This window comes from Halioxenophilus aromaticivorans (genome assembly GCF_042850945.1).
Classification (GTDB): Bacteria; Pseudomonadota; Gammaproteobacteria; order Pseudomonadales; family Cellvibrionaceae; genus Halioxenophilus; species Halioxenophilus aromaticivorans.
Genome location: NZ_AP031496.1, coordinates 668,612 through 694,612 on the forward strand (window position 1 = coordinate 668,612; position 26,001 = coordinate 694,612).

The 26,001-nt window shown below is 53.5% G+C and carries 23 protein-coding genes; 9 read left to right on the plus strand and 14 right to left on the minus strand.

From position 1 onward, the window contains the following. Positions 1-153: 153 nt before the first annotated feature. Positions 154-1,254: a phosphoribosylaminoimidazolesuccinocarboxamide synthase gene (locus tag ACGHM3_RS03080; RefSeq protein ID WP_345419863.1), complete on the minus strand. Its 1,101-nt coding sequence runs from the start codon at positions 1,252-1,254 to the stop codon at positions 154-156. 450 nt (positions 1,255-1,704) lie between these two features. On the opposite strand from ACGHM3_RS03080, the gene ACGHM3_RS03085 reads away from it, so the two are divergent. Beyond that, positions 1,705-2,112, plus strand: coding sequence for a TonB family protein (locus tag ACGHM3_RS03085; RefSeq protein WP_345419866.1), 408 nt, complete (start codon positions 1,705-1,707; stop codon positions 2,110-2,112). Between the two features lie 90 nt (positions 2,113-2,202). Here ACGHM3_RS03085 and ACGHM3_RS03090 read toward each other — a convergent pair whose 3' ends face one another. The 7 genes from ACGHM3_RS03090 to ACGHM3_RS03120 all read right to left on the minus strand — a co-directional run bounded on the left by ACGHM3_RS03090 (position 2,203) and on the right by ACGHM3_RS03120 (position 10,755). Beyond that, entirely contained in the window at positions 2,203-2,406 is a 204-nt protein-coding gene (locus tag ACGHM3_RS03090) for a hypothetical protein (protein ID WP_345419869.1), read from the minus strand. Positions 2,407-2,593: 187 nt separating this feature from the next. After that, positions 2,594-5,377, minus strand: a complete 2,784-nt coding sequence (locus ACGHM3_RS03095; RefSeq protein ID WP_345420356.1) for a valine--tRNA ligase — start codon at positions 5,375-5,377, stop codon at positions 2,594-2,596. A 181-nt stretch (positions 5,378-5,558) separates the two neighbouring features. Beyond that, on the minus strand, positions 5,559-6,503 hold the full coding sequence (locus tag ACGHM3_RS03100) for a hypothetical protein (RefSeq protein WP_345419872.1): 945 nt from the start codon (positions 6,501-6,503) through the stop codon (positions 5,559-5,561). Between the two features lie 175 nt (positions 6,504-6,678). Continuing rightward, a complete protein-coding gene (locus tag ACGHM3_RS03105) occupies positions 6,679-7,608 on the minus strand; it encodes a tetratricopeptide repeat protein (RefSeq protein WP_345419875.1) in 930 nt (309 codons plus the stop codon). 6 nt (positions 7,609-7,614) lie between these two features. Further along, positions 7,615-8,550 (minus strand): hypothetical protein, encoded by a 936-nt coding sequence (locus tag ACGHM3_RS03110; RefSeq protein WP_345419878.1) that lies wholly within the window; start codon positions 8,548-8,550, stop codon positions 7,615-7,617. Positions 8,551-8,832: 282 nt separating this feature from the next. Further along, complete coding sequence (locus ACGHM3_RS03115) at positions 8,833-9,267, minus strand: DNA polymerase III subunit chi (RefSeq protein WP_345419881.1); 435 nt, start codon at positions 9,265-9,267, stop codon at positions 8,833-8,835. Positions 9,268-9,270: 3 nt separating this feature from the next. Next, complete coding sequence (locus tag ACGHM3_RS03120) at positions 9,271-10,755, minus strand: leucyl aminopeptidase (protein WP_345419884.1); 1,485 nt, start codon at positions 10,753-10,755, stop codon at positions 9,271-9,273. Positions 10,756-10,901: 146 nt separating this feature from the next. Here ACGHM3_RS03120 and lptF point away from each other — a divergent pair, with 146 nt between their 5' ends. Beyond that, positions 10,902-12,044: an LPS export ABC transporter permease LptF gene (gene lptF / locus ACGHM3_RS03125; RefSeq protein WP_390517757.1), complete on the plus strand. Its 1,143-nt coding sequence runs from the start codon at positions 10,902-10,904 to the stop codon at positions 12,042-12,044. Further along, on the plus strand, positions 12,037-13,095 hold the full coding sequence (lptG, locus tag ACGHM3_RS03130; RefSeq protein WP_345419889.1) for an LPS export ABC transporter permease LptG: 1,059 nt from the start codon (positions 12,037-12,039) through the stop codon (positions 13,093-13,095). The genes lptF and lptG overlap by 8 nt, the downstream gene beginning before the upstream one ends. Positions 13,096-13,120: 25 nt before the next feature. Here lptG and ACGHM3_RS03135 read toward each other — a convergent pair whose 3' ends face one another. The 3 genes from ACGHM3_RS03135 to ppa form a co-directional block, all read right to left on the minus strand. Beyond that, complete coding sequence (locus ACGHM3_RS03135; protein WP_345419891.1) at positions 13,121-13,582, minus strand: RDD family protein; 462 nt, start codon at positions 13,580-13,582, stop codon at positions 13,121-13,123. A gap of 51 nt (positions 13,583-13,633) precedes the next feature. After that, on the minus strand, positions 13,634-14,149 hold the full coding sequence (locus tag ACGHM3_RS03140; RefSeq protein WP_345419894.1) for a hypothetical protein: 516 nt from the start codon (positions 14,147-14,149) through the stop codon (positions 13,634-13,636). Between the two features lie 401 nt (positions 14,150-14,550). Further along, positions 14,551-15,084, minus strand: coding sequence for an inorganic diphosphatase (ppa, locus tag ACGHM3_RS03145; protein WP_345419897.1), 534 nt, complete (start codon positions 15,082-15,084; stop codon positions 14,551-14,553). 222 nt (positions 15,085-15,306) lie between these two features. Between ppa and ACGHM3_RS03150 the strand changes: the two genes are divergently transcribed. Continuing rightward, positions 15,307-15,684: a metalloregulator ArsR/SmtB family transcription factor gene (locus ACGHM3_RS03150; RefSeq protein WP_345419900.1), complete on the plus strand. Its 378-nt coding sequence runs from the start codon at positions 15,307-15,309 to the stop codon at positions 15,682-15,684. 107 nt (positions 15,685-15,791) lie between these two features. On the opposite strand, the gene ACGHM3_RS03155 is transcribed toward ACGHM3_RS03150, so the two are convergent. Next, entirely contained in the window at positions 15,792-16,793 is a 1,002-nt protein-coding gene (locus tag ACGHM3_RS03155) for a class 1 fructose-bisphosphatase (protein WP_345419903.1), read from the minus strand. Between the two features lie 308 nt (positions 16,794-17,101). Between ACGHM3_RS03155 and mpl the strand changes: the two genes are divergently transcribed. Beyond that, positions 17,102-18,454, plus strand: coding sequence for a UDP-N-acetylmuramate:L-alanyl-gamma-D-glutamyl-meso-diaminopimelate ligase (gene mpl, locus ACGHM3_RS03160; RefSeq protein ID WP_345419906.1), 1,353 nt, complete (start codon positions 17,102-17,104; stop codon positions 18,452-18,454). Between the two features lie 20 nt (positions 18,455-18,474). After that, the gene (locus tag ACGHM3_RS03165; protein WP_345419909.1) at positions 18,475-19,089 is read left to right on the plus strand and encodes a flavin prenyltransferase UbiX; all 615 of its coding nucleotides are present in this window, start codon (positions 18,475-18,477) and stop codon (positions 19,087-19,089) included. Positions 19,090-19,111: 22 nt separating this feature from the next. On the opposite strand, the gene ACGHM3_RS03170 is transcribed toward ACGHM3_RS03165, so the two are convergent. Further along, entirely contained in the window at positions 19,112-19,648 is a 537-nt protein-coding gene (locus ACGHM3_RS03170) for an FHA domain-containing protein (RefSeq protein WP_345419912.1), read from the minus strand. Positions 19,649-19,908: 260 nt separating this feature from the next. Here ACGHM3_RS03170 and ACGHM3_RS03175 point away from each other — a divergent pair, with 260 nt between their 5' ends. From ACGHM3_RS03175 to ACGHM3_RS03185, 3 genes are all read left to right on the plus strand, one after another. Then, positions 19,909-20,193, plus strand: a complete 285-nt coding sequence (locus ACGHM3_RS03175; protein WP_345419915.1) for a SelT/SelW/SelH family protein — start codon at positions 19,909-19,911, stop codon at positions 20,191-20,193. Positions 20,194-20,359: 166 nt separating this feature from the next. Next, complete coding sequence (locus ACGHM3_RS03180) at positions 20,360-23,017, plus strand: MMPL family transporter (protein ID WP_345419918.1); 2,658 nt, start codon at positions 20,360-20,362, stop codon at positions 23,015-23,017. A gap of 32 nt (positions 23,018-23,049) precedes the next feature. Continuing rightward, positions 23,050-24,642, plus strand: coding sequence for a cation:proton antiporter family protein (locus ACGHM3_RS03185; protein ID WP_345419921.1), 1,593 nt, complete (start codon positions 23,050-23,052; stop codon positions 24,640-24,642). Here the strand turns inward: ACGHM3_RS03185 and ACGHM3_RS03190 are convergent. Continuing rightward, positions 24,608-25,990 (minus strand): ATP-binding protein, encoded by a 1,383-nt coding sequence (locus ACGHM3_RS03190; RefSeq protein WP_345419924.1) that lies wholly within the window; start codon positions 25,988-25,990, stop codon positions 24,608-24,610. The two genes, ACGHM3_RS03185 and ACGHM3_RS03190, sit on opposite strands and share 35 nt — an antisense overlap. Between the last annotated feature and the right edge of the window lie 11 nt (positions 25,991-26,001).

Below are 26,001 nucleotides of genomic sequence, written 5' to 3' on the forward strand. Positions count from 1 at the left end.
TTGCTCAGCCGCTTTTCACAAGGGGCTATTCTTAGAGATAGGTTACCTGTAACTGAAGTTTGGTGCGATGTAAGTTGTGGTAGTTGTGACACCCATCGCGCCTTTCTCGTCACGCTTTTCTTAGGTGGCTTATGGTAGGCGAGCTTAAGAGAGTTATACGGCCAATTTCATCTCAGCCATAGCGGCCATGATTTCCTGGTAGGGATTCTCTACAGTTCTCATTGCTTTTCCGGTAATCGCCTCGGCCATATCGGTATAGGTTTTAGAAACCGCCGCAAACAACTCCGCCGGTAGTTCTGTGTTGCGCGCCAGTTGCTCTCGCTCTGGCATGCGATCTTTGTTTAGCAACACGTCGGCATCGGGTACAAAGTTGATCAGTGCCTGGCGGAAGTATTCTTTCGAGTTCTCCACAATGCGCCCTTCGCTGTAGGCGCTGGCGTCCCACAGGCGGGATGAATCCGGCGTTCCCACCTCGTCCATATAGATCATCTGCTCTTCGCCGTCGCTGTTGGTTACGTAGCCAAATTCAAATTTGGTATCGACAAACAGTTGGCCAATTTTGGCCAGGGCGTCGGAGATTAGGCTAAAGCCTTGGCTGAGCAGGGTTTCGTAGTGGGCGATGTCGCTGTGCTTGCTGAAGTTAAAGGCGGCGTAGTTATCCACGATGTTCTGCTTGGATATGTTGACATCGTCGGCGGCGGGTACGCCGGGGATGCCGTGCAGAATGCCCTTGGTGGATGGCGTCATCAGCAGCTCGTCCAGGCGCTGGTTTTGGCCCAGGCCATCGGGCAGGGTTTGGCCACAAAATTCCCGGTCGCCTTTGCTGTAGGCCCGCCACATAGAACCGGTGATGTACTGCCGGGCGATGGCCTCTATTTTGATGGGCCGCGCCTTTTGCACAATCCACACCAGTGGGTGGGGTACTTCTAATATATGGCTTGGCGCCAGACCTTGGCTTTTAAACAAGTCAAACCAGTGGCTGGCAATGGTGTTGAGGGCCGCGCCCTTACCGGGTACGCCGGCTAGGCCACCCTCGGCATGCCACACGCAGTCAAACGCTGACAAGCGATCACTAATCACCATCACCGCCAGCGGAGCGTCCGCCGGTACTGGGTAGCCCCGTTCTTGTATCAACCTTGCGCTATCTACCTCGGTAAGCCAGTACACCGAGCGCACTTTACCGCTGTGCACGGCGGAGCCGGTGCGAATGGGCAGGTTGTCGTTAACGGCCAGAACGGTATCCGCAATGCTCATGGAGGTTCCTCAACGGTGCTTGTGAAAGTGGGCGGGCGGGGGCGGCATTCTAGCAGATGCCGTGCAGATCTCGCTATGAGGCTGGGTTTTGGGCAGCGGTTTACTGGCTAAGCACTAATATTGAACTAGTATTTAAAAAGTAATGAGATGTTAACGCCATAAGAGACACAATGTTATTGCCATTGGGATCATATTAGTATCTCAAGTGTTGACAATGGATAATCATTGTATATACTTTTTATCAATGCACGCTGAAACGTCCAATAACCACCGTGGTGAGGCCCGCCTGAAACTTGGGCAAATATGTGGTTAAGACGGCGATATTAGCCCTGGGCGAGCACTATCAGTGCAGTGTGTAGACCTTAAACCAGTACAGGACTCCTAACCCATTTCCCGGTGTATTCGCCGGCCCGGTTTGGAGCTCCCGAGGCAAAAGACGGAGAAAGAAGAATGAGAAAATTAATTCCATCGTTGCTGTTTGCAGGTGCGCTTGTGGGCTTCCAACCGACTATGGCAGAAGAGCGCCATAGCGCAATCAAGGCTGATTTCAGCAATGTGGCTTCCATCGAAACGGTTAAAGATGTTGCCCCCGCGTTTCCGCGCTTGGCCGTGCGCACCGGTGCCGAGGGCCATGTGGTACTGTCCTACAATCTAGACGTGAACGGCAAGCCCGTTGATGTGAAAGTAGTTGAGGAGCACCCTAAGCGTGTTTTCACCTCCAGTGCCGTTAAGGCGCTTAAAGCTTCGCGCTTTTCGGTGACCGACGACGAAGGTACCTCATACGCAGTGAAAGGCCTGGCCCGTCGTTATGACTTTCAGCGCCCAGAAGCGGAGCTAAACCGCACTGCTCGCAACTAAGCCTTGCTCGCTAGCAAACACCAAAAAGCCCTGGATTCCAGGGCTTTTTGCGTTTTGAGTGCGGTTTAAGCATAGCTTGCTTGAGCTGACTTATTCAGATTCGGGCGCCGTATTCTCATCCGATTCGGTTTCGGTGTCATGCTCTTTGATAAAGCCGCGGATGAAGTGGCGTATTTCACGGGCGGCGCTTGTGTCTAAGTGTTCACACAGGTTGATAAACTGCTCGCGCTCTTCCGTGTTGATGCGAATAATCAACTGGCTGTCTTTCTTTTTGGCCTTGTGTTTTTTGCTCATGGTGAAACCTAGATGCTGGGGCTTGGGTGATAGGGCTTAGTTTTACGGGTAGGCCTGTGGAGCCTAATATAGGCTGTATATACACTGCATGATACATTCCCCGCCAAAAAAGGCAACCGGCGTCCTTAGGCGCAGAGCAAAAGTACTCATCTATTCGTACAATTGCCAGCGCCGAAGGTTTGTACGTTTAGGCCAAGCTGCTAATTTTGGCTTTTTGATCGTTTAATTTAGCCAGTGAGGTTTGGTAATCCGCCAGCTTTTCGCGCTCTTTGGCTACCACGGCCTCGGGCGCATTGGCGACAAATTTATCGTTGCCCAGCTTGCCGCTCAGGCGCTTTATTTCGTTGTTAAGCTTGCCGATTTCTTTGTCTAAGCGCGCCATTTCGGCCGTCACATCAATTAACCCTGCCATGGGCACCAGTATTTCCATATCACCTGCCAGGCCGGTGGCGCAGGGAGGGATTTCATCCCCGGCGCTAAGCCATGTTACCGATTCCAAATTGGCCAGCTTAATTAAGAATTGGCTGTTGGCGGACAGGCGTTGTTGGTCATCTGTGCTTTCACCTTTGCACAAAACCGGCAACTTGGTGGCTGGCGAGATATTCATAGAGCCGCGAATATTGCGGATGGTGGTGATCACCTCTTTCAGCCATTCGATATCGGCAATGGCTTGCTCGTCGGCCTTGCTGGCATCGGCTTGTGGGTAGGGCGCGTACATAATGGTTTCGCCACTGGCGCCGGCCAAGGGGGCTACGCGTTGCCAGATCTCTTCGGTAACGTAAGGCAGGAACGGGTGTGCCAAACGCAGCACGGTTTCTAAGACACGCACCAGGGTTCGGCGGGTACCCAATTTTTGCTCGGCACTGTAGTCGTCGCTGTTAAGTACCGGCTTACACAGCTCAAGGTACCAGCTGCAGTATTCTTGCCATACAAAGCTGTACAGGGCCTGGGAGGCCAAATCGAAACGGTAGGTTTCAATGCCTTCAATCACCGCGGCTTCGGTTTGCTGCAGGCGGGCGATAATCCAGCGGTCGGCCAGGGTTAGTTGGTATTCACTCTCGCCATTTTCGCCGCAGGGCTTGCCCTCGCAGTTCATTAGCACGTAATTAGCGGCGTTCCAAATCTTGTTACAGAAGTTGCGGAAGCCCTCAATACGGCCCACATCAAAGTTGATGTCGCGCCCAGTGGAGGCCAGTGAGTAGTAGGTAAAACGCAGGGCATCGGTGCCGTAGGCGGCAATACCGTCTTCAAATTCAGCCTTGGTTTGTTTTTCGATCTTGGCTTTCAGTTGCGGCTGCATCATGCCAGCGGTGCGTTTTTCCAGCAGTGGTGGCAGCTCAATGCCATCAATCAAATCGATGGGGTCCAGTACGTTGCCCTTGGATTTGGACATCTTTTGGCCATGGCTATCGCGTACCAAACCGTGCACGTACACCGTTTTAAACGGCACTTCTTTGCGGAAGTACAGGGTGAGCATAATCATGCGCGCCACCCAGAAGAAAATAATATCGAAACCGGTTACCAGCACCGAGGTGGGGTGGAAGGTTTTTAGGCGCTCGGTTTCTTCCGGCCAGCCCAGGGTGCCAAAGGTCCACAGGCCAGAGGAGAACCAGGTATCCAGCACGTCTTCGTCTTGGCTTAGGGTGATGTCGCCCCCCAGGTTGTGTTTGGCGCGCACGTCGGCTTCGCTTTTGCCCACATAAACCTTACCGTCGGCATCGTACCAAGCGGGGATGCGGTGGCCCCACCACAACTGGCGCGAGATGCACCAGTCTTGAATGTCGCGCATCCACGAGAAATACATGTTCTCGTATTGCTTAGGCACAAACTGGATATCGCCACCTTCAACGGTTTTGATGGCCTCATCGGCCAGGGGCTGAGTGCGCACGTACCATTGATCGGTAAGGTAGGGCTCAATAACCACGCCGCTGCGGTCGCCACGGGGTACCTTTAATTTGTGCGGCTCGATTTTTTCCAGCAGGCCGGCGGCTTCGAAGTCTTCCACCAATTGCTTACGGGCGGCAAAGCGTTCCATGCTCTGGTATTTTTCCGGCACCTGATCGTTGAGGTGGGCGGTGTCATCGAAGATATTGATCATGGGCAGGCTGTGGCGCTGGCCCATTTCGTAGTCGTTAAAGTCGTGGGCGGGGGTGATTTTTACGCAGCCGGTACCAAACTCAGGGTCGACATAATCATCGGCAATAATGGGGATTTCACGGCCTACCATGGGCAGAGTAATGGTTTTGCCGATTAAATCTTGGTAGCGCTCGTCATTGGGGTTAACTGCAACAGCGGTATCACCCAGCATGGTTTCTGGCCGGGTGGTGGCCACAATCAGGTAGCGCTCTGGGCCGCCATCGGCCTCAGACAGCGGGTAGCGTAAATGCCACAGCTTGCCGTCTTCTTCCTCGCTGATAACTTCAAGATCAGATACCGCCGTTTTTAGCGCTGGGTCCCAGTTTACTAGGCGCTTGCCGCGGTAGATAAGGTCGTCTTCGTACAGGCGGATAAACACTTCTTGTACGGCTTCGTAGAAGCCTTCATCCATGGTGAAGCGCTCGGTGCTCCAATCCGGCGAGGCGCCTAAACGGCGTAACTGGCGGGTAATTTGGCCGCCGGAGTGCTCTTTCCACTCCCACACCTTTTCAATGAATTTCTCACGGCCCAGGTCGTGGCGGGTTTTGCCCTCGGCGCCCAACAGGCGCTCCACCACCATTTGCGTGGCGATACCGGCGTGGTCGGTGCCCACCTGCCACAGGGTTTGGTCGCCCTTCATGCGGTGGTAGCGAATCAGACAATCCATGATGCTCTCTTGGAAACCGTGGCCCATGTGCAGGTAGCCCGTCACATTGGGTGGCGGAATCATCACACAGAAGGGATCACCGTCGCCGCGCGGGGCAAAGTAGCCTTTGCTTTCCCACTCCTGGTAACGCGGTTGTTCAATGTCCGCTGGCTGGTAGGTTTTGGCCAAAGAGCCGCCCTTGGCAGCATCGCTGTTAGAAGCACTGGTGTTGTCAGACATAGCTGTGCAAAACGCCTTTAAATTGAAAAGTCAGAATCGGCCTCAGAGCCAATGCGGCGGGCGGTTTAAGCCCAAATGCGCGCCATTAACCCTGGGGCGGAACAAAAAGGCGGGAATTATAGCGCGGCTGCTACTTGTCTAACAGGCGCTTTAGGCTCTGGCGCAGACGTTGTTCAATTTCGGGCAGATATTGCGCCACCAGATCGTCCACCAACCGGTCAATGGCCTGGCTTTGGTCGGCCTTTGCTCGGGTTGGCGTGCTAGTGGCAGGCGGCTTTGCCGCAGGGGTTATCTCGCTCACCGTGCTGGCCTTGGCTTTAGCTGCTTTGCCAATGACCCCGGGCTTGCTGCGCAGGGGGGAGAATAAGCTTGTGCGAGCCGCCGCCGGTGAAATGGAGCTTTTGCTGGGGCTGCTGGCTATCTGGGTGCTGTTGGCGGTGGTAGAACTGGCCGATTCTACTTTTGGCTTGGCATCTGGCGTGGGCTCTGTCGCCGTGGGCGGCGCAAGTAATTCAGCGGTTTTCGGTTCAGTGGGGCTTGCTGCGCCTTTGTCTTCTGTAACCTTGGAGGAAAATTGCAATCCGCCCGATGGCGCCTGGGGGGCGCCGGCTACAGAGCCCTGGGCCGGCGTGCTCTTGGGTGTAGTCTTAGGTGCAGTGCTATTAGGAGATGCGCCATCCTCACTATCTGCCTTGGGCTTTTTAGCCTCGGCTTCCGCCGGCTGCCCGCCTTCCAGGGTGTCGCCAAACAAGTCGTCAAACAAACAGGTTTGCACTTCTTTGAGTCCACGACGGTAGGCTTTGGCAGAGTTGGATTTCACGCTGGTTAAAACTGTGTTGGTTGACGGTGGTTGAGTGGTTGTGGGTGCTGTTAGGGTGTATTGCAGGGCTTCCAGCTCCAGCAGTACCTGCTGGGTAAAAGCGGACTCCTGCAGGGGCTTATCGGCAAAGGCCAAATCCTCCGCCGCCGCTGGTCCACCAGCCGGTTGGCCCAGCAAATCATGCACACGCCCCAACTCAGAAAAAATAATCTCTTCCGAGCTGGCGGTTGGTTTAGATTTGTTCGTACCGGTCATGTCTGTGCAGCCTGGACGATGGAGTACAACCCAGGCCAAAGTATGACTGCAGAGCGGGGGTGGGCACAAGTGGGTAAGGGTAGTTCATCGGTGTTCACTACTGCGCAATGCCATTGTCTGTGCTGGCCAAGGGTTGTTTTAGTGGTTGGCTGGGCGCTTGTTGGATGGGTATTTTCTACTGATTCTCGGCGCTAAGTTTCGCCTCCACCGCCGGTGGTGGAGGAAAGTCTTCGGGGGCTTCCCAGCTGTAGTTTCTTAAGTCGTCTCTGGATTGGTAGGCCCATGGGTGGTCTTTTTCCCACTGCGCGGCTCGTTGCTCAGCTTGTCGAATTTGCTCTTCTGTTAGCTTAAAGTGATCAATTAAATAGCCCTGCGAATTTTCTACTATCTGAGCGAGCACGCCCGCAGAAACGGAATTTTCGTAGCGATTAAGTGCCAGTTGATTCCACTTGTAAGATTCAATGGGGTCTTGTTCTACGCCATTACCTAATTTGTACCATAGCCCCAGTGCTCTTTGGGCGGTGGCTCGGCCCTGCTCTGCAGAAATGGTCATCCACTCGGCCGCTTTTGCCCAATCTAACTGCACCAGGAGATTCTTGCCATTATGGTATAGGTCCGCCATTGATGCCTGTGCGGCCGGGTGGCCCTGGTCAATGGCCTTCTGTAGCCAGTGCAAAGACTTTTGGTCGTCCTTGAGATTATCTTGACCGCGGTTGTTTTTGTCGTAGAAGATAAACAAATCGTATTGCGCATCGGCATACCCTTGTGTGGCTAGGTCTGTGAGTATGGGCAAGGCTTCTTCATACAGTTTAGCGGCTAAAAAGTGGTGTGCTTCGGCGTACTTGGGGCGGACACTAGGGGCCTCAAACGCCAATTTCATGGCTGCTCGTTGGTCGGCAGACCTTTTGGCCACGACGGTAAGTTCCGATATAGGCCGTTCCAGTTTGGTTATTTCCCAATAGGGTCGATTAGGGCTCTTATTTGTTTCGCTATTTTCTACAGCTTCTTGGTCGCAGCCGCATAACAGAACTGCACAGAATAGGGCAGCGAGCAGTGTTTTAGGCGCGGCGCTGTAGGTAATGCGTGTTTGTTGTATTAAATCCATGGTCGGTTAGTGGGTTATGCCTGCGCGCTGCTTGTGAAAAGTCTGCGCCAGGGCATCTACCGTACCTAGGTAAGAGCTGGCTAAACGGTCTTCGACGCTCACGCTGCCAACGGCGCTGGGCTTTGCGTAGGTGGTATCCAAACAGGGCATAACCGCTTCGTAGTCTAAGTGTGCGGTCTCCAACGCATAGGCGCTAGCGTACAAGGCGGCCATGGCGGCTTGGTTGTTTGGATCTATTCTGGTAAATCCTTCCGGCGTTTGGTAACTCGGTGTCCTTGGAATGCTGTGGCAACTGGCGCTGCTAATCGCCGCTTTTACCGGCAGAATTTGCTGGGTGCTTTGCGCAACAAACAGGAGCCGGTTACTTTGTGCGCCTTTGTGTAAATGTATCAACTTATCACTTACGGTTTTTAAATTGCTTTCAATGACGTTTTTTATTTTATCGTAATCGGTAACGATTACCCCTGATTCCGCGATTAGATTACGCAACTCTCTTCGCCACTCGTCATCATTTTGGTATTCGACACCATCATGCAAATCTAAGATCGCGCTTTTCACTTGGCGATAGTACGTCGTACCCGTGAAATTTCTTTCTGCTTGCGTAATTCCGTTGATGACCTGGCTACTAAACTGCGAGTAGGGTTTGTTCAGTAAATCGTATGCGTTATTCATTTCGCGATCGTAGTGCTGCCGATAATATTTTTGGGCGCTACTGGCCAACCATAGCGGTAGGGCGGCTTTTCCCGCTACAAATGCGATACTGGGTAACAAATTCCTGCCGGCATCCAGGCCGAAGTTAAACCATATGGCAGCTTTGAGTAAGTTGTTGTTTTTGGGAAGCGGGGGAAGGGTGGCGTTACCTACCGCCTGGGCGGCGTAGTTGGACCAGGTTCTGATTTCTTCTTGTATTGCTTGGTACACAAGTGGTTCTGAGATTTTCATATAGTCGTCCTTAACCTTCTTAACCATTGGATAATCGGTTTTAGCCCGATCACCCTTTTTGTGAGTAATTATTCAAATTTGCATCGAGTATGCAGTTACAAGCAATGGTGGTAAATCAATTGAGCCGATTTTTGTGCGCTGCGTCTTGTTGGCTTTGCTTAAATCGGATTCGAAGTAATGAGCTTGCCCACCTAGTTGAATGGTATCAATAGCGCTGGCAGGTTGCTGGGCGAATAAAAAAAGGACGGTCAAAGGCCGGTTACGCGAGGGAGCGCATTTAAATTAAACATCCAAACGATGGGTTCGGATGGGGTAGCTGCGTGCTTTATAAAATTGATAGGCCTCACGGGTTTGGGCGAGGATGGAGGGCTCTTGCACCACGATTTCTACCACGCGGTTAAAGCGTGAAAAGCAGTGTTCCAGTAAGGTATCGGTAAGGTTAATTAACACATCGTGGCAGTGTGCCGGTGGTGTGGTTTGGCACACGAGCACCGGGTCGTTTTGTTGGCTAGTTTCGTCCACTAAGCTGTGGGCGATAAACGCATCCGGGCGCAGGTGCCATAGTTGTTCGCTCAGTTGCTGGCCGAGGTCTGCGTTGGGGGTGGCGATCACCAGTTGGTGTCGCCCGTTGAGTATCTTTTCGCCCAGGCGCGCGGCAAAGCCTAAACGCGCCTCTATGCTGGCGGCTGATAACACATAAAAATCAACCTGGGTCACAGCTTATACTTTGCTCAGTAGGTACTCGGTGAGTAGTGGTACTGGGCGGCCGGTGGCGCCTTTGGCGGCACCGCCGGAGTGGTGAGAAACACCGGCGATGTCCAGGTGGGCCCAGGTGAATCTTTTGGTAAAGCGCGATAAAAAACACGCCGCGGTAATGCTGCCGCCGCCGGGGCCACCAATGTTGGCGATATCGGCGAAGTTGCTGTCGAGCAGCTTTTGGTACTCGTCATCCATGGGTAGGTGCCAGGCTTTGTCGCACACTTCTTGCGATAGATTCTCCAGCTCCGCCGCCATGGCGTCGTCGTTGCTGAATAATCCACAGCGTACTTTGCCCAGGGCCACAATGCAGGCACCGGTTAGGGTGGCGATATCAATGACAGATTGTGGTTTGTAACGCTCGGCGTAGGTGAGGGCATCGCACAATACCAAGCGGCCTTCGGCGTCGGTATTTAAAATCTCGATGGTTTGGCCAGACATGGAGGTAACCACATCGCCGGGCTTGGTGGCGTTGCCGTTGGGCATGTTTTCCGACGCTGCAACGATAGCCACTACATTAATTTTTGGCTGCAGCTCCAATAGCGTTTTTACCGTACCAAATACGCTGGCGGCACCGCACATGTCGAACTTCATTTCGTCCATGTTGGCGCCGGGCTTTAGGCTGATACCGCCGGTATCAAAGGTTATGCCTTTACCCACAATCACATGGGGCTTGGTGGATTTGGCCGCACCCTTGTATTCCATAACGATTAAATTGGCTTCTTCCACGCTGCCGGCGGATACCGACAACAATGAGCCCATGCCCAGTTCGCGCATGTCTTTTTCTTTGAGGATTTTTACGCTCAGCTTGGTTTGGCCGCGGGCCAAGGTGCGCGCCTGGCCAGACAAATAACTGGGTGTACAAATATTGGCCGGCAGGTTGCCTAACTGGCGGGTAAAGTTCATCCCGTTGCCCACCGCTTGGCCCTGGGCCAGGCCTTTTTTGATGGCCGGTAGGGCGGCCTTGTCATCGGTCACATAAATAACGCTGCGCAAATTATGAGCAGGCTTTTTGGTGGAGAGGGTGGCATCGTATTGGTAATCGGCCAGAACTACAGCGCGGGCCACAAGGCTGGCCTGCCAGGCACTATCGGCGCCGGTTACGGTCACATCACCCAGGGCGATGGCGGCGGTTTTGATGTTTTTGTGATACAGCTTACCCGCCACAGCGGTGCTAAGCTTTTGGAATTGATCGCGCGTTAATTCGTTGGCTTTGCCCAAGCCCACCACTAAAATGCGCTTGCCGCTGATGCTGGGCGCAGGCAGCAGTACCGTTTGGCCCAGGCCAGTTTTTAGGTCGCCCGCGCTGGACAATTGGCTCAACAGCCCCTCTAATTGCTGGTCTATTTGGTTGAACGCGGCGGATTGTTGCTTAGCCTCGCTCACGCCGAGCACTATGCAGTCGGCTTTAACTTGGCTGAGATCAAAGGCTTTAGCTTGAAAATTCATGAGCGGTCTCGTGTTGTTGGCAGGTAGTCGGTTACTGCTTGGGCGAAAAGCCCAAAGTATAAACCCAGTGTAGCGGCAAATATAGGGCTCGTGTTGGCGCGCGGAGTGGCCACTGCCGGCTCTAAACAGATGAACAGAAGAGAATATTGTTGATTATTTTTCGGTATCTAACCCGCGAGATTTTAACCAGCACGCTGGCCGTGTCGGTGGTTTTGTTGCTGGTGATTGTCAGTAGCCGCTTTGGCCGTTATTTGAATGAGGCGGTGTCCGGGCGTATTTCTGCCGATGTCTTGTTCTCGGTGATTTTGTTGCGTATCCCCTCCATTATGGAGCTGGTGGTGCCGCTGAGCTTTTTTATTGCGATTTTATTTGCCCTGGGGCGGCTGTACATCGACAGTGAAATTACCGCCTTAAATGCCTGTGGCTACAGTCGCAAGCGAATTTTGGGCAACGTATGCGGCCCGGCCTTAATTGTGGCGGGGTTTGTGGCGCTATTAAGTTTGTGGCTAAGCCCGTTGAGTTTGGATGCCTCTAACAGCATCTTAGAGCAAGAAAAAGCACGCAGCGAATTTGAAACCCTGGGCGCCGGTGAGTTTCAGGTATTGGGTGGTTCCGGCTCGGTAATTTTTACTGAATCCATCAGTGGCGACCGCAAACAGTTAAATAATGTGTTTGCCGCAATTGCCAAAAAGGCCACGGAAAACGACGCCGTGGATTTAGGTTCGGAATCCGGTACCCGGGCGTTGATTAAAGCGCAATCCGCCGAGCAGGTGTACGACAGCCAATATCAACGTAAGTATCTGCGCATCAACGATGGCCAGCGGGTGGAAGGCGAGCCCGGCCAGCCAGGTTTTAGAGTGGTGGATTTTCAACGCTACGAGCAATTAATAGAACAACCTGAGATCCGTGTTAAAGCTGCCCACGACCGGGTGCCCACGTTAGCGTTGTTCGGAAAAGATGACGCTGCCTCCCAGGCCGCACTGCACTGGCGTTTGGGTTTGCCAGTGTTGGTGCTAATGCTGGCGTTGTTGGGTGTGCCCCTGGCCGCCACCGATCCACGCAAGGGCCGCTACACCAAAATGATTCCCGCCATTGTGTTGTACATGATGTATCTGGTTGCCCTCAACGCCACCCGCGGCGCCATTGAGGATGGCAAGGTATCGGCCCTGGCACTGTGGGCCGTGCATATAGCTGCAGCGGTAATTGGCCTGTTTTTATTCAATGCCCAGGCCCTTGGCCGGCGTAAGGGGCGGCGCAAGCAAAAACGCGGAGGGTTAGCCAATGCGTAAGCTGGCCTGGTATGTCGCTCGCTCGGTCATTATGGCGATTTTAGCCGTGCTGATCATTATGCTGGGGTTGGATACCCTGTTCGGTTTAATAGAAGAGTTATCCGATGTGAACGATGGCTACCGTGCCGCGGATGCTTTTCAGTTTGTGTTGTTAAGCATTCCCGGCCGGGTTGTGCTGTACGTGCCTTACAGTGCGCTGGTGGGCTGTTTAATTGGTTTGGGTATGTTGGCCGGCACCAGTGAGCTGGTTGTGATGCGAGCGGCGGGTATTTCGATATTTCGCATCAGTTGGCTGGTGTTGCAGCCGGTGTTGGTGATTGTGGTGGCAGCCATGCTGCTGGGCGAGTTTGTTACGCCCAAAATCGACCAGTACGCGCTTGGCCAGCGGTCCCTCGCCCAGGGTGGTCAACAGTTAGAAACCGAACACGGCTTTTGGAGCCGGGACGGCCGCGAATACGTGCACATAAATGCCGTCACCAACGATGGCCAATTGTTGGGCGTAAGCCGCTACCAATACGATGAAGACGGCCGCTTGCAGGCCAGCAGCTTTGCGCAAACCGCCGACTACCAGCAAGGCACTTGGTATGAGCGTAACGTTGCCAGTACCCAATTAACCGACGACCACAGCCAAACCCAAGCCATTGAGCAGCGCCAATGGCAAACCCACCTAAAGCCCAAGTTGCTGGATGTATTAACCATCAGCGGCGAAACCCTGGGCGTTATGGATTTATTTTCCTACGCCAGCTTTCGTGAAAACCAAGGTCTAAAAGCCGATAAATACTGGTTGGCATTCTGGGAGAAGGCCCTGCAACCCTTGGCCACCATCAGTTTGGTGTTGGTGGCTATTTCGTTTATTTTTGGCCCGCTGCGCCAGGTAACGCCGGGCTTTCGCGTATTTATTGGTGTGATGGTGGGGGTATTGTTTAAAACGGCCCAGGCCATTTTAGGGCCTTCCAGTTTGGTGTTTGGCTTCTCGCCTTTGCTGGCGGTGGCCATTCCCATTGCGATTTGTTTAGCCGCCGGGTTTTGGATGATTGGCCGCTATCGTTAGCCGGGGAATTTGTTAGCCGGGGAATTTATTTTTTGGCTTTGGGCAGTAGCAGTATTTGGGTATTGCTTAGTCGGTCGTGCAGGGTGAGTTGTTGTTTATCCAACAACTGCCACCAGTAGCCCAGGCCTAGCGCAAATAAAGAAACCGGCGCTACCAAAGAGCGAATTAAACAGGCTATTAGGCTGGGCTTGGTCATTTCTCTGCTTACCAGTCGCAGGCGCCAGGCGCGCATGCCGATGGTTTGCCCTCCGCGCTGCCAAAAAAACCAATAAAACGCTGCCATTACCAGTACCCAACCGATAAATCCGCCCAGGCCCAGGTTGGCCTTTTCTCCGTCTTCCAGAGCGTAGCCCAGTAATCTTACTTTGAGTGTTAATGTCAAGCCGCCGTAGGCCATGCTCAGCGCGGCCAAAATTAATGCGTCGTAAACCAGGGCGGCAAGCTTGCGCCACAAAGGGGCTTTGGGTAGGTCGTTAAGTGTGTGCATGGCGGCATTCTACCTGGAAGCGTGCAGGTAAAAAACCGCGCGATGAGCGGCTTAAAATTGGTAGATAAAAAACAGTTCTAGGGAATCGCTGGTTAAATCCATATCGTAATCCACACTGCCGCGTCGCTCCGGTAGGCCTGCGGCCCGGCGTTTGGCTTCTCGGGCAGCCATCATATTGTCCCAGGCGGCGCGGGCTTTGGATTTTAAATAGGCGGTAATAATGCTGCTGCCACGTTCCCAGCGCACTTGGTGGGTCTCTACGTAGAGCCAGTATCGATTCATTTCGCGCTCGGTGGTGGCCATAGAGGTGCGGCTAAGCTCTGCCGCGGCTCGTTCTAAGGCGCGGTTGTCCAGTCCGAAGGCGTTGTAGTGGCGGGTGCTGTATCTTTCATTACCCACCCGCAATGACTGCAGTTCCATTTCCGGGGCCAGGTAGTTGGGGCGAAATTGATCGAAATACATTTGTTCGATCTTCTCTTCGCTGGCATTGCAGCCCATAGCGATGCCGCACAGTAATAGTAAGGCCGCTGGCAGCCGCCAACCGATGTGAATGGTTTTAGTCTTCATAAATCACCCGAACTTCGCCGCTTCCCTTGGGTATTTCCTTTTACAAGTCGATGAATTCGCGCTTCGCCTAGGCCAGTGGTTAAACCGTTGTGCTGGGGCTTGCTGCGTGCATTAAGTATGGTTCAGTTTTAATGTTTTGAAAGTTGGTTCAGGATGGGCGGTTATAACGATTCATTATTGATCAATGTGCTACCGGGTGAAGAGGCTCACAGAGTGGGCGTTGTGTTGTGGTAGCGCGTTTGGTGGGGGATTTTGGGGTGAGTAGTTACTAACTTTTGATGGGGTTTTGGATGCCAGAAGGCGGCAGGGATGATTGGCTTACGAGTGCAGCGGGCCGATAAACGGTAAGGTTGCTGGCAGCAGCTCCGTGTGGGAGCTGCCGCCGACAATGGACTCAGGGATTAACCCTCGGCGTGGTAACGCTCTACGGATTCCTGAATCTCTTTACGGGCTTCTTCTACATCGCCCCAGCCTTCAATTTTAACCCACTTGCCTGGCTCCAAATCTTTGTAGTGCTCAAAGAAGTGAGCGATTTGATCCAAGGTTTGCTTGGGTAGGTCGTCAATGGATTTAACGTCTTTATATAGCGGGGTGATTTTCTCGTAGGGTACAGCCAGGATCTTGGCGTCTTCACCGCTTTCGTCGGTCATTTTTAATACGCCTACAGGGCGGGCGCGTAAAACAGAACCGGTTAGTACGGGCAGTGGCATAACCACCAAAACGTCAACAGGGTCGCCGTCGCCACACAGAGTGTGAGGTACGTAACCGTAGTTGCATGGGTAGTGCATGGCTGTGCCCAGCATACGATCAACGAAGATGGCGCCGCTATCCTTGTCGACTTCGTATTTGATTGGGTCTGCATTCATAGGAATTTCGATGATGACGTTTAGATCGTCAGGGAGGTTTTTTCCTGCAGGGACTTTATCAAAGCTCATAATGGGATCCAGTGTTGGTGATTTCCTGGTTGCGGATTCTAACACATTGAATTTACCGAACAATTAGCCATAAGTTGGGCTAAATTTGCCGCGCTGGCCAACAAATGACAACCGATTGTCGCCACTGCGAAAATTAGGCTGCCATCCACTGGCAGATGTGGGTTTGTCCACTAAGCTTAGGGAACAGACACATTCTTAGTGAGAAGGTAGGCTACAAACGTCATGATGCCAGAATTAGAGTCCATAGATTCCAACGCGCCCCAAGTAGAAAAGCTACTCAAGTTGTTAGCCCACCGCGGCCGCTTGATGGTGCTGTGCAACCTGATGGAAGGCGAGCGCTCCGCCGGTGACCTAGAATCGGTTGCCAAGCTGAGCCAGTCGGCCCTGTCGCAGCACCTCGCCAAACTGCGCGAGGAAAAAATCGTCGCCACCCGCCGCGATGCCCAACGTATTTACTACCGTCTGGCAGATCAGCGAACCCGAACGATATTGTCCTGCTTAACCCAAACCTTTGCCAACGAGCTCGGTGCCCAACAACCTCCGGTTGATCAGTTGTCCGAAAGCCCCGCGGCACCTCACATGAGCAAGTATTCGGCCTAACCCGCCCCCACTAAGAGTAAGCCTGTAAAACCCCGTGGTGTCTGTGCCATGGGGTTTTTTTGTGGGTGCGATTAGTGAGGGTGTGGTTTGTTGCCTTAGTTTAGCGGTTAAACGTTCAGTTTGGCGGCGTCAGACTCAAGCGCGCCTTTGTGGGCGTCCAGCAACACTTCTATTTCGTTCTTAGAACCCAGCGCCACAGCCACACGTTGGTGGATTTTGGTGGGTTGCATATCCAAGATATTGCCATAGCAGGTGGTGGCCAGGCCGCCGGCTTGCTCTACCAGGTAGCTCATGGGGTTGCCCTCGTACATAAGGCGTAGCTTGCCTGGTTTGGCAGGGTCTCGGTTGTCCCAGGGGTAGCTGAAAATACCACCGCGGGTGAGAATGCGATGCACGTCGGTCACCATGGCGGCAATCCAGCGCATATTGAAATTTTTGCCGCGCTCGCCATCACTGCCGGCCAGTAGACCTGCCACATAGCTTTGCATCTCTGGCTGCCAAAAACGTTGATTGGCCATATTGATAGCAAATTCTTTGGTGTCGGTCGGGATGGTCATGGCGCTGGCGGTTTGGATGAACTCGCCGTTGTTATCCAGGCAATACTGCTGCACACCGCTGCCGGTGGTCAAAACCAGGGTGGTTGCCGGGCCGTACAGCACGTAACCGGCGGCCAATTGCTTGCGGCCGGCCTGCAAGTAGGCGCGTTCCTCGCCACCATTCATACCGGCGGGCACCTCCAATACAGAGAATATGGTGCCAACAGAGACGTTAACATCAATGTTGGAGGAGCCATCCAATGGGTCGAACAGAATTAAAAAACGGCCCTCTGGGTTACCGGCCACGGGCAGGTCTTCTTCTTCACTGGCAATACCGGCCACGATGGGAAGCTTCAACAGAGCCTCTTTGAGGTTGTCATTGGCAATTACATCCAGTTGCTTTTGGGTCTCACCCTGAATATTGGTGTCTTCTAGCGCTCCCAGGATGCCGGTGAGGGCGCCCAGTTGCAGCTGGCCAGCAATGCCCGTGCAGCAGGTGCAGATGGCGCTGATAAGGTCGGTTAATTCTGGATCTGTGGATCGAGCAGAAAGGTATTCTGTAACGTTAGGCATTTGGGCTTCCTCTTTCCAAATAATTCAACCTTGATGTCAATGCAGACGTTGTAAGCTCGGTACGGGTCTGGTTTAAATGGCATATGGGTTGGTGTTGTGCGGATAAATAAACAAACAAGAAAAACAAAAATAAGAAGACACTCAACGTGTATTTGCCGGCTTAGGCCGGTCTGGTTGATCGGTTTTCCGATTCTTAGGCGCCAGTTTGAGCGGATTCAAGCTGGCAGTATAGTGGCACAGGCTCAAGTGGGCAAAACCCTGGCTCTGCGGTAAGCTTCCACAGCAAAAATTGGCATTACAGGATGACTATGCACGTACATATTTTGGGGATCTGCGGCACCTTTATGGGCAGCCTGGCCCAGCTGGCTAAGGCCCTCGGGCACCGTGTCACCGGCAGCGATGCCAATGTTTACCCGCCCATGAGCACCCAGTTGGAGTCTGCTGGGATTGAGATTTTTCAGGGCTTTGGCGAAGAGCAGTTTGTCCAAAAACCGGATTTAGTGGTGATTGGCAACGCCATGAGCCGGGGCAACCCTGCGGTGGAATACGTGCTGGAGCGGGGCCTACCGTATACCTCCGGCCCACAGTGGTTGAACCAAGCGCTGCTACCTGGCAAATGGGTGTTGGCGGCTTCTGGTACCCACGGCAAAACCACCACCGCCAGCATGATTGCCTGGGTGTTGGAGCATGCCGGCTTTGAGCCCGGTTTTTTGATCGGTGGCGTGCCGGGTAATTTTGAGCATTCCGCGCGCCTGGGTAAAAGCGACTTTTTTGTGGTTGAGGCCGATGAGTACGACACCGCCTTTTTTGATAAGCGCTCTAAATTTCTCCACTACCAACCCCGTACGCTGGTGATTAACAACCTGGAGTACGACCACGCCGATATCTTCCCCGATTTAGCCGCCATTCAAACCCAATTCCACCACGTGATTCGCACGGTGCCGGCCAGCGGCACCATCATCTACCCCGAGGGTGTCACCGCCATTGACGCGGTGCTGGCCAAGGGGTGCTGGAGCCAAACCGCGGTACTGGGCCGGGATTGGCAGGCCCAGGCATTGGCACCCAGTGGCGCCAGCTTTAAGGTATTACACAAGGGCGAGCCGGTGGGCGAAGTGCACTGGCAATGCATTGGCCAGCACAATGTGTGCAACGGCTTGGCCGCCATTGCTGCCGCCCACAGTGTGGGTATTGCCCCGGCGGATGCCTGCGCCGCGCTCAACCAATTTAAAGGCGTGAAGCGGCGTATGGAGTTGCTGGCCGATGTTAACGGCACCAAGGTGTACGACGATTTTGCCCATCACCCCACGGCCATAGCCACCACCCTTGAGGGCCTGCGCGCCCAGGTCGGGAATGAGCCCATCACCGCGGTGGTGGAGTTGCGCTCTAATACCATGAAATCCGGCGTGCATAATCGCGTGTTGGCGCAATCCTGTTGTGCCGCCGACCGCGTGTTGTGGTACCAGGCCGGTGGCGACGACAGCGTAAGCCTTGATGACCTAGTGCATCACAGCTGTGTGCCGGCCAAATTGTGCCAAAGCTTAGACGACATCATCACCACGGTGACGCGCACCGCCCAGGCGCCAGGCCACGTGGTGGTCATGAGTAATGGCGGCTTTGGCGGCGTGCATCAGAGCTTGGTTGCCGCCCTGAAAAACCGCTAATTGACCGACAAGGAAAAACCATGACCAAAGCCGTAACCCTGGCGATTACCGGCGCCTCCGGGGCGCCCTACGCCTTGCGTTTAATTCAGTGCTTGGTGGCCGCGCAGTGCCGCATTGAACTGCTGATCTCCAGTGCCGCCGAGGTGGTAATCGACCAGGAAACCGAACTTAAGCTGCCACCGGCAGGTGAGGACGTACAGGCCCAGCAAGAATACCTCTGGCAGCAGTTTCCCGGCTCAGAGGGGGTATTGCGCCTCTATGGCCGTAGTGATTGGTTTTCACCGGTGGCTTCGGGCACCAGCGCGCCGCGGGATATGGTTATCTGCCCCGCCAGTGGTGGCACCTTGTCTGCCGTAGCCCACGGCGCCAGCAATAACTTGATTGAACGCGCCGCCGATGTCGCCCTCAAAGAGCGCCGCCGTCTGATTATGGTAACGCGGGAAGCGCCGCTATCCACGGTGCATTTGCGCAATATGTTGACGCTCAGTGAAATGGGGGTAGTGATACTGCCGGCCAGCCCTGGGTTTTATCAGCACCCCAGCAGCGTGGAAGACATGGTGGATTTTATTGTGGCGCGAATTTTGGACCAGTTACAGCTGGAGCAAACCCTGCTGCCGCGTTGGGGGGAGTCCTAAAGGTCTTTCCCTAGAAGCCTGTTCAAGAAAAGAACACCAAGTAAATCAAATAGCCAATGCAGCCAGCCGTGAGCGTGGAGGCGGCAATGGTGAACGCCTGGGGTCGACGTTTGCGGCCGGGCTCCAAGCGGTTGCCGGGCGACGTTGGGCGGGTCATTTTGACCTTGACGATTTTGACAGCGGATTTTTTGGCCGCAGCAAAGGGTGTTTTTTTCGGCCGGCGGATGATGGTTTCTTGGCCTTCGTGGGGGCCTTCCACCAAAAAGGTGAAGGTATCGAAACGCAACTGGTCGCCGTGTTTGATGGGCACTTTTTTAACCCGGTTGCCGTTCACAAAAGTGCCATTCATAGAGGCCATATCTTGCAGCATTACGGCGTTACCAGTGCGCTGCAGTTGTGCGTGGCGGCGAGACAAGTGATTGCTGGGCAGAGTGATGTCGGCCTGGGCGCTGCGGCCAATGGTCAGTGTGCCTTCTGAGATATCGTAGCGCTTACCGTGCATCCAACTGCTGTTGGCGACGATTGCCCACTGCTCAAGTGACCCGTTCCTAGACTGCAAAACAAAACTCCTTTTCGTTCATACTACAATGCTCACTGGGGTGCTCTGTGCTCAGTTTGGCCAGCGGCCAAATAGGCGGTCAAAATAGCATCGACCGAATTTTTTGTAAATCCAGCGCCGTTTTGGGCTGCGTGCCGCCGGCCGGTTTTACTCTTGGGCAAAAAGTTTGTCACTGTTGTTGTGAAAATTACGGTTTTATTACGCCTGGGCCGCGGGCACACTGCCGGCTGGCGATACACACTATGCATTATGGGGGCTCTGTGTCTGCACTACCCACTGTTACTATTACCTACTGCACACAATGTCGCTGGCTGTTGCGCTCGGCGTGGTTGGCGCAAGAATTACTCACCACCTTTGAATCCAGCCTGGGGGCGGTGACTCTGGTGCCGGCCACTGGGGGTGTGTTTCATATTTATGTGGATGATATGATGCTGTGGGAGCGCAAGCGAGATGGCGGTTTCCCCGACGTCAAGCTGCTTAAGCAGCGAGTGCGGGATGTGATCGACCCCACCAAGGATCTGGGTCATTCCGAAGCGACGCCCTAGGGCCTATTAAAAGGCCTACGGGTGTTATCCATCGATATTTTTCGCCAGGCTGCAGTTTTGTCCGCAGCCGCCATTGTTGTGGGCCTCGCTTAGGCGACGCTCTGATTGGGATAAACGCTACCACGCTTGGGGCAGTTGAGCGCAGGCGGCATGGATTGAGAACAACATGACAAACAAGATTGCAAAACTCTACCGCAGTACGGTAATTGGCCACCCTAAAATCACACTGTTAGTGGTATTACTGATTACCCTGTTAATGGCGTTGGGTTTGCCGCGAATAAAACTCGACGCATCAGCCGATGCCCTCACCTTGGAAGCCGACCGTTCCCTGGACTACAACCGAGAAATCAACCAGCGATACCAATCCGGTGATTTACTGGTAGTGACCTACAAACCCAACGGCGAACTATTCCAAGACAGCTCATTGGAAAACCTGCGCAATCTGCGCGATGAGTTGGCCCAGGTACAAGGCGTGGCCAGCGTGCTGAGTATTTTGGATGTGCCTTTACTGTACAGTCCACTGCAATCCATCCGCGAGATAACCCAGGGCGTGCGCACACTGGAAAACAGTGATGCTAGCTACGACGACGCCAAACAAGAATTTCTGACCAGCCCCGTTTATAAGAACCTAATCCTCGGCCCCGACGGGGAAACCACCGCTATAGCGCTTAACCTAGCGGTGGATGACAAATACATTGAAATGGTGCGTGAGCGCGACGCCCTGCGCCTAAAACGTAAGCAAGAAGGGCTGAGTGCCGAAGAAGAAAAAGAGTTGGCAGCGGTGGCTCAGCAATTTTTGGATTACCGCACCCAAACCGAGGCCGAATCCCGCGAGCGGGTAGCCAAAGTGCGCGAAATCACCGATCGCTATAAAGATAATGCGCAAATATTTGTTGGCGGTGTCACCATGGTGACCGCCGATATGATCAGTTACATCCGCAGCGATTTGGTGGTGTTTGGCAGCGCCGTGGTGGTTTTTATTATTGCCTTGCTGGCGATCATCTTCCGCCGTGTTCGGTTTGTGATTTTGCCGCTGTTAACCTCAGTGCTGGCCATTGTCATTATGCTGGGCTTTTTGGCTTGGATTGATTGGCGCCTCACCGTTATCTCCAGTAATTTTGTGGCGTTACTGCTGATTATATCCTTGGCCATTACCATCCATTTGGTGGTGCGCTACCGCGAAGAGCACGCCAAACATTCCGATTGGACACAACAACAGCTGGTCTCGTTTACCACCAGCGCCATGTTTAAACCCTGCTTTTACACCGCGGTCACCAGTATGGTGGCGTTTACCTCCTTGGTGGTGAGTGGAATTCGGCCGGTAATTGATTTCGGTTGGATGATGACCATCGGTTTGGTGCTAAGTTTTGTGTTGGTGTTTGTGGTATTGCCCGCGGGGCTGATGATATTGCCCGCCGGTAAAGCCAGCGATGACGTCGCCACTGACAGCCCATTTACCTTGAAGTTTTCGCGCTTTACCGAGCGCCACGGCAGCGCGGTACTGATCATCAGCCTGGTGTTGGCCGTAGCCAGTGCCGTGGGCATCAGTCGCCTGCAGGTGGATAACCGGTTTATTGATTACTTCCACAAAAGTACCGAAATTTATCAGGGCATGAAGGTCATCGACCAAAATATGGGCGGCACCATCGGTTTGGAGATTGTGCTGGATGTGGAATCCAGCGAGCCAGAACCGGAAGCGGCTAAAAGCGAAGCCGAGTTGGCCAGTTTGGAAGATAAACTGGGCGGCGAAGACAGCCCCTTCGGTGAAGACGACCCCTTTGCCGAAGGCGATGCTTTTGCGGCAGATGAACAAAGCGTGATGGACAGCGACGCCTTTGCCGATGATGCCTTTGGTCAAGATGCGTTCGGTGAGGATGCCTTTGGCGATGATGCATTTGGTGTCGACCCAGGCGGCAAGCAGCCCGCCCGTGAGCAATCTTCCTACTGGTTTACGGTGGCGGGTTTAAGAGACATTAAAGGTGTGCAGGATTATCTCAATGGCTTAACCGAAGTGGGCCGAGTGGATTCCCTAGCTACCTTGTACGAAGTGGCCCGTGATCTTAACGGAGGCTCACTGAACGATTTCGAATTGGCAATAGCGCGCAACAGTTTGCCAGCATCCATTGAGGATATTCTGGTGAAGCCCTACCTAAACGTAGAGCACAACGAAACCCGTATTGCCATGCGCATTAAAGAAACTGATCCGAATTTAAAACGGCTGACGCTGATTGATAAAATTCGCAGCCATATGGTGAACGAACTCGGTTTTAAAGATGAACAAATTCACTTTACCGGCGCGTTGGTGTTGTACAACAACATGCTTCAGAGTTTGTTTAAATCGCAGATATTAACCATCGGCGCCGTGTTTTTCGCCATTATGCTGATGTTTATGGTGTTGTTCCGCTCGTTGAAAGTGGCGGTGATTGCCATTATTCCTAACCTGTTGGCGGCCAGCGTTGTGTTGGGAGCAATGGGCTTGGTGGGCATTTCGTTGGATATGATGACCATTACCATTGCCGCCATCACCGTGGGCATCGGGGTGGATGGCTCCATCCATTACATTCACCGGTTTATGCGCGAAATTGAAGTTGATGGCGATTACGTAGCGGCTATGCACCGCGCCCACGCCTCCATCGGCAGCGCCATGTACTACACTTCGGTAACGATCATCGTCGGCTTTTCGGTGTTTGCGTTATCCAAATTTATCCCGTCGATTTATTTTGGATTACTCACCGGGCTGGCTATGTTGGCGGCCAGTTTGGGAGCCTTAACCTTGCTGCCTAAATTAATCATTACCTTCAAACCTTTTAAAGCCCAGGCCTAGCTGCCAGGGCCTTTATACCGGCTTAGCACGCTATGGAATTTTTGTGGATCACAGTGGCGTTTGTGTTTGGCTTTTTGGCCAGGCAAATTGGGCTGCCGCCGCTGGTGGGTTATTTGATCGCCGGGTTTGGGCTCAACACCCTAGAAGTTGAGCCCTTTGATGGCATTAACCAATTGGCGGATTTGGGCATTACGCTCATGCTGTTCACCATTGGACTTAAACTCAATCTGCGAGAACTGGCCAAGCCCGAGGTTTGGGGCGGTACCACCGTGCACGGCTCGGTATGGTGCCTATTGTTATTGATGGTTGGCCTAGGGGCGGCGTTTTTTATCCCCGGCCTCAGCTCCGATTGGCACCTTGTGGCGGTGGTGGCTTTTGCCTTGAGTTTTAGTAGCACCGTGTGTGTGATGAAAATTCTGGAAGACAACGCCGAGCTTAAAACCCGCCACGGTGATTTATCCATCGGCGTGTTGGTTATTCAAGACATCATCGCCGTGGTGTTTTTGGTGATTGCCACCGGCGTTACACCCAGTGTTTGGGCGCTGGGCCTACCGTTGTTGTACTTTGCCCGGCCCTTGCTGGCGGGTTTGCTGCGCAAAAGTGGCCACGGTGAGCTGTTAGTGCTGGTGGGGTTTTTTATCGCCCTGGGTGGTTACGAGCTGTTCTACGCGGTGGATGTTAAAGGCGATTTAGGGGCCTTGATGCTCGGTATGTTGGTGGCGGGCATGCCCAAGGCCAACGAGCTGTACAAATCGCTGATGAGTTTTAAAGATTTATTTCTGGTTGGGTTTTTCCTCAACATTGGCTTTAGCGCACTGCCCACCCTAGAAATGCTCGGATGGGCGCTGTTGTTTGTCGCCTTGTTGCCGGTTAAGTTTGCGCTGTTTTTTGCCGTGTTTATTGCCTTTAGGTTGCGCGCACGTACTGCGTTTTTGGCCGCCCTGGCCTTGGGTAATTTTTCCGAATTTGGCCTTATTGTGGCAAGCCAAGGGGTTGAGCAGGGCTGGATGTCGGAAAGCACCATGGTGGTGATTGCCTTGGCCGTGGCTATTTCCTTCGTGGTCAGTTCGTTTTTATATCGGCAGGCGCACTCGCTGTACGCTATATACAAAGCCTTTATTTGCAAGTTTGAACACCCCCAGGCGCCGGCACGCAGTGGCTACCAAACGCCCTACGGTGCAGAGGTGCTCATCTGTGGAATGGGGCGGGTAGGGTCCGGTGCCTACAAGGCTTTGCATCCGCGCTTAAAAGAAAAGGTTTGGTGTATGGAGGCGGATGAGGCGCGGGTAACCAAAGCCCAGGCTCAAGGCATCAACGTGGTTGTGGGTGATGCCGATGACATCGACTTTTGGGAGCAGATCGATTTATCCAAAATCCGCTTAATTATGCTGGCCATTCCGTCGCTGTTGGAAATGAAAAATATCATTGTCCAGTTAAAGCGGGCGAATTTCCCCGGTCGCATTGCCGCCGTTGCCCGCTACGATGATGAGCGGCGGGAGTTAGTGGCCTTGGGTGCGGATGTGGTTTTTAACTACTACGCCGAGGTCGGCGCGGGTTTTGCCGAGGAGTGTTCGCATATCATTGAGCCAGCTATGCCCGCGATGGAATTGGCAGCTCAATCGTAAACTCAGCGCCACCAAAGTGCGATTCATCCACCGTTAACGAACCGCCATAGCTGGATAAAATATCCACCACTACCGCCAAGCCGATACCCTGGCCAGACTGCGCCGTATCGGCACGGGCACCGCGCTGTAAAATGGTGGCTCGTTTGTGTTCTGGTACACCGGGTCCGTCGTCGCTGATGTTAATCACCAGTTCTTCTGCCTGCTCGTAGGCGGCTACATGCACTTGCTGGTGGGTGTATTTACAGGCGTTATCCAATAAATTACCCAGCATTTCCATAAAGTCGCTTTCATCACCGGCCATCATGCACGGCTCGGCCAAGTCGGTGGTGATGGTGAGGTTTTTATCACGGTAAACTTTGCCCAGGGCGGTGAGCAACCGCTCAATGATGGGTTTTAAATCGCATTGGCGCTTAACCGAATTGCCGCTTTGCGACACCGATCGCTGCAGCTGATGCCGGACGATATCGTCCATGCGGGTAATTTGCTCGTTCACCACCGAGCGCTGCAATTCGCCACTGCTTAAATTGCTACGAATCACCGCCAGGGGCGTTTTTAAACTGTGCGCCAAATCACCCAGAGTATGGCGATAGCGGTCGCGCTGTTCGCGCTCGGCCACCAGTACCTCATTAAGGTTTTGGATAACCGGTTTAATTTCTGCCGGGTAATTTTCGCTGAGTGTGAGGTTCTCGCCGCTGTGTAATTTGCCCAAATCGTCGGCCAAACCTTTTAGCGGGCGCAGCCCCCACAGTTGAATGGCCCATTGAATAACGATTAATAGAATGGTCATGGAGCCCAACCAGCGCCATAGCTGGCGTTGATAGCTGGCGCGTTCAGCGGTCACGGCGGTTTGATCGTGGTACACCTCAAAACGGTAATTTTTTTCTAACCCATCTTCGGTGTCCCATGCCACGTCAAAGCTCAATGCTTTGGCCGCTTTATCGCCCACGGTAGTGCTCCAGTAAATTTCTTGACCCGTGAAAAGTGGGCTAGCATTGCTTTCTGGAAAAGTAGTCATCAGAGCAGATGGTGATTGCCACAGGACTTGATCATTGCCGGTAACCCGAGCGTACAACCCAGATTCTGGCTGGTTAAAGCGAGGCTCTTGTAGTTGGTCTGGCAACCAAATTTGGCCATCAAAGATCTCCGCAGCACCTAGCAGCAAATACACCTGCACGCGCATACGCTCTAGCTCGGCAACTTCCTGGCTGCGGGCGAATGAGCGGTCCAGGGCGACACCACTCATTAATACGAAGATTGGCAGCACCAATACCGAGGCAATAATCAGCCGGCCGCTGAGGCTGTCGAAGTTTTTAACAAACTTCCAATTCGGCCGGCGCGGTTTTTTCAACGCCAGCACGT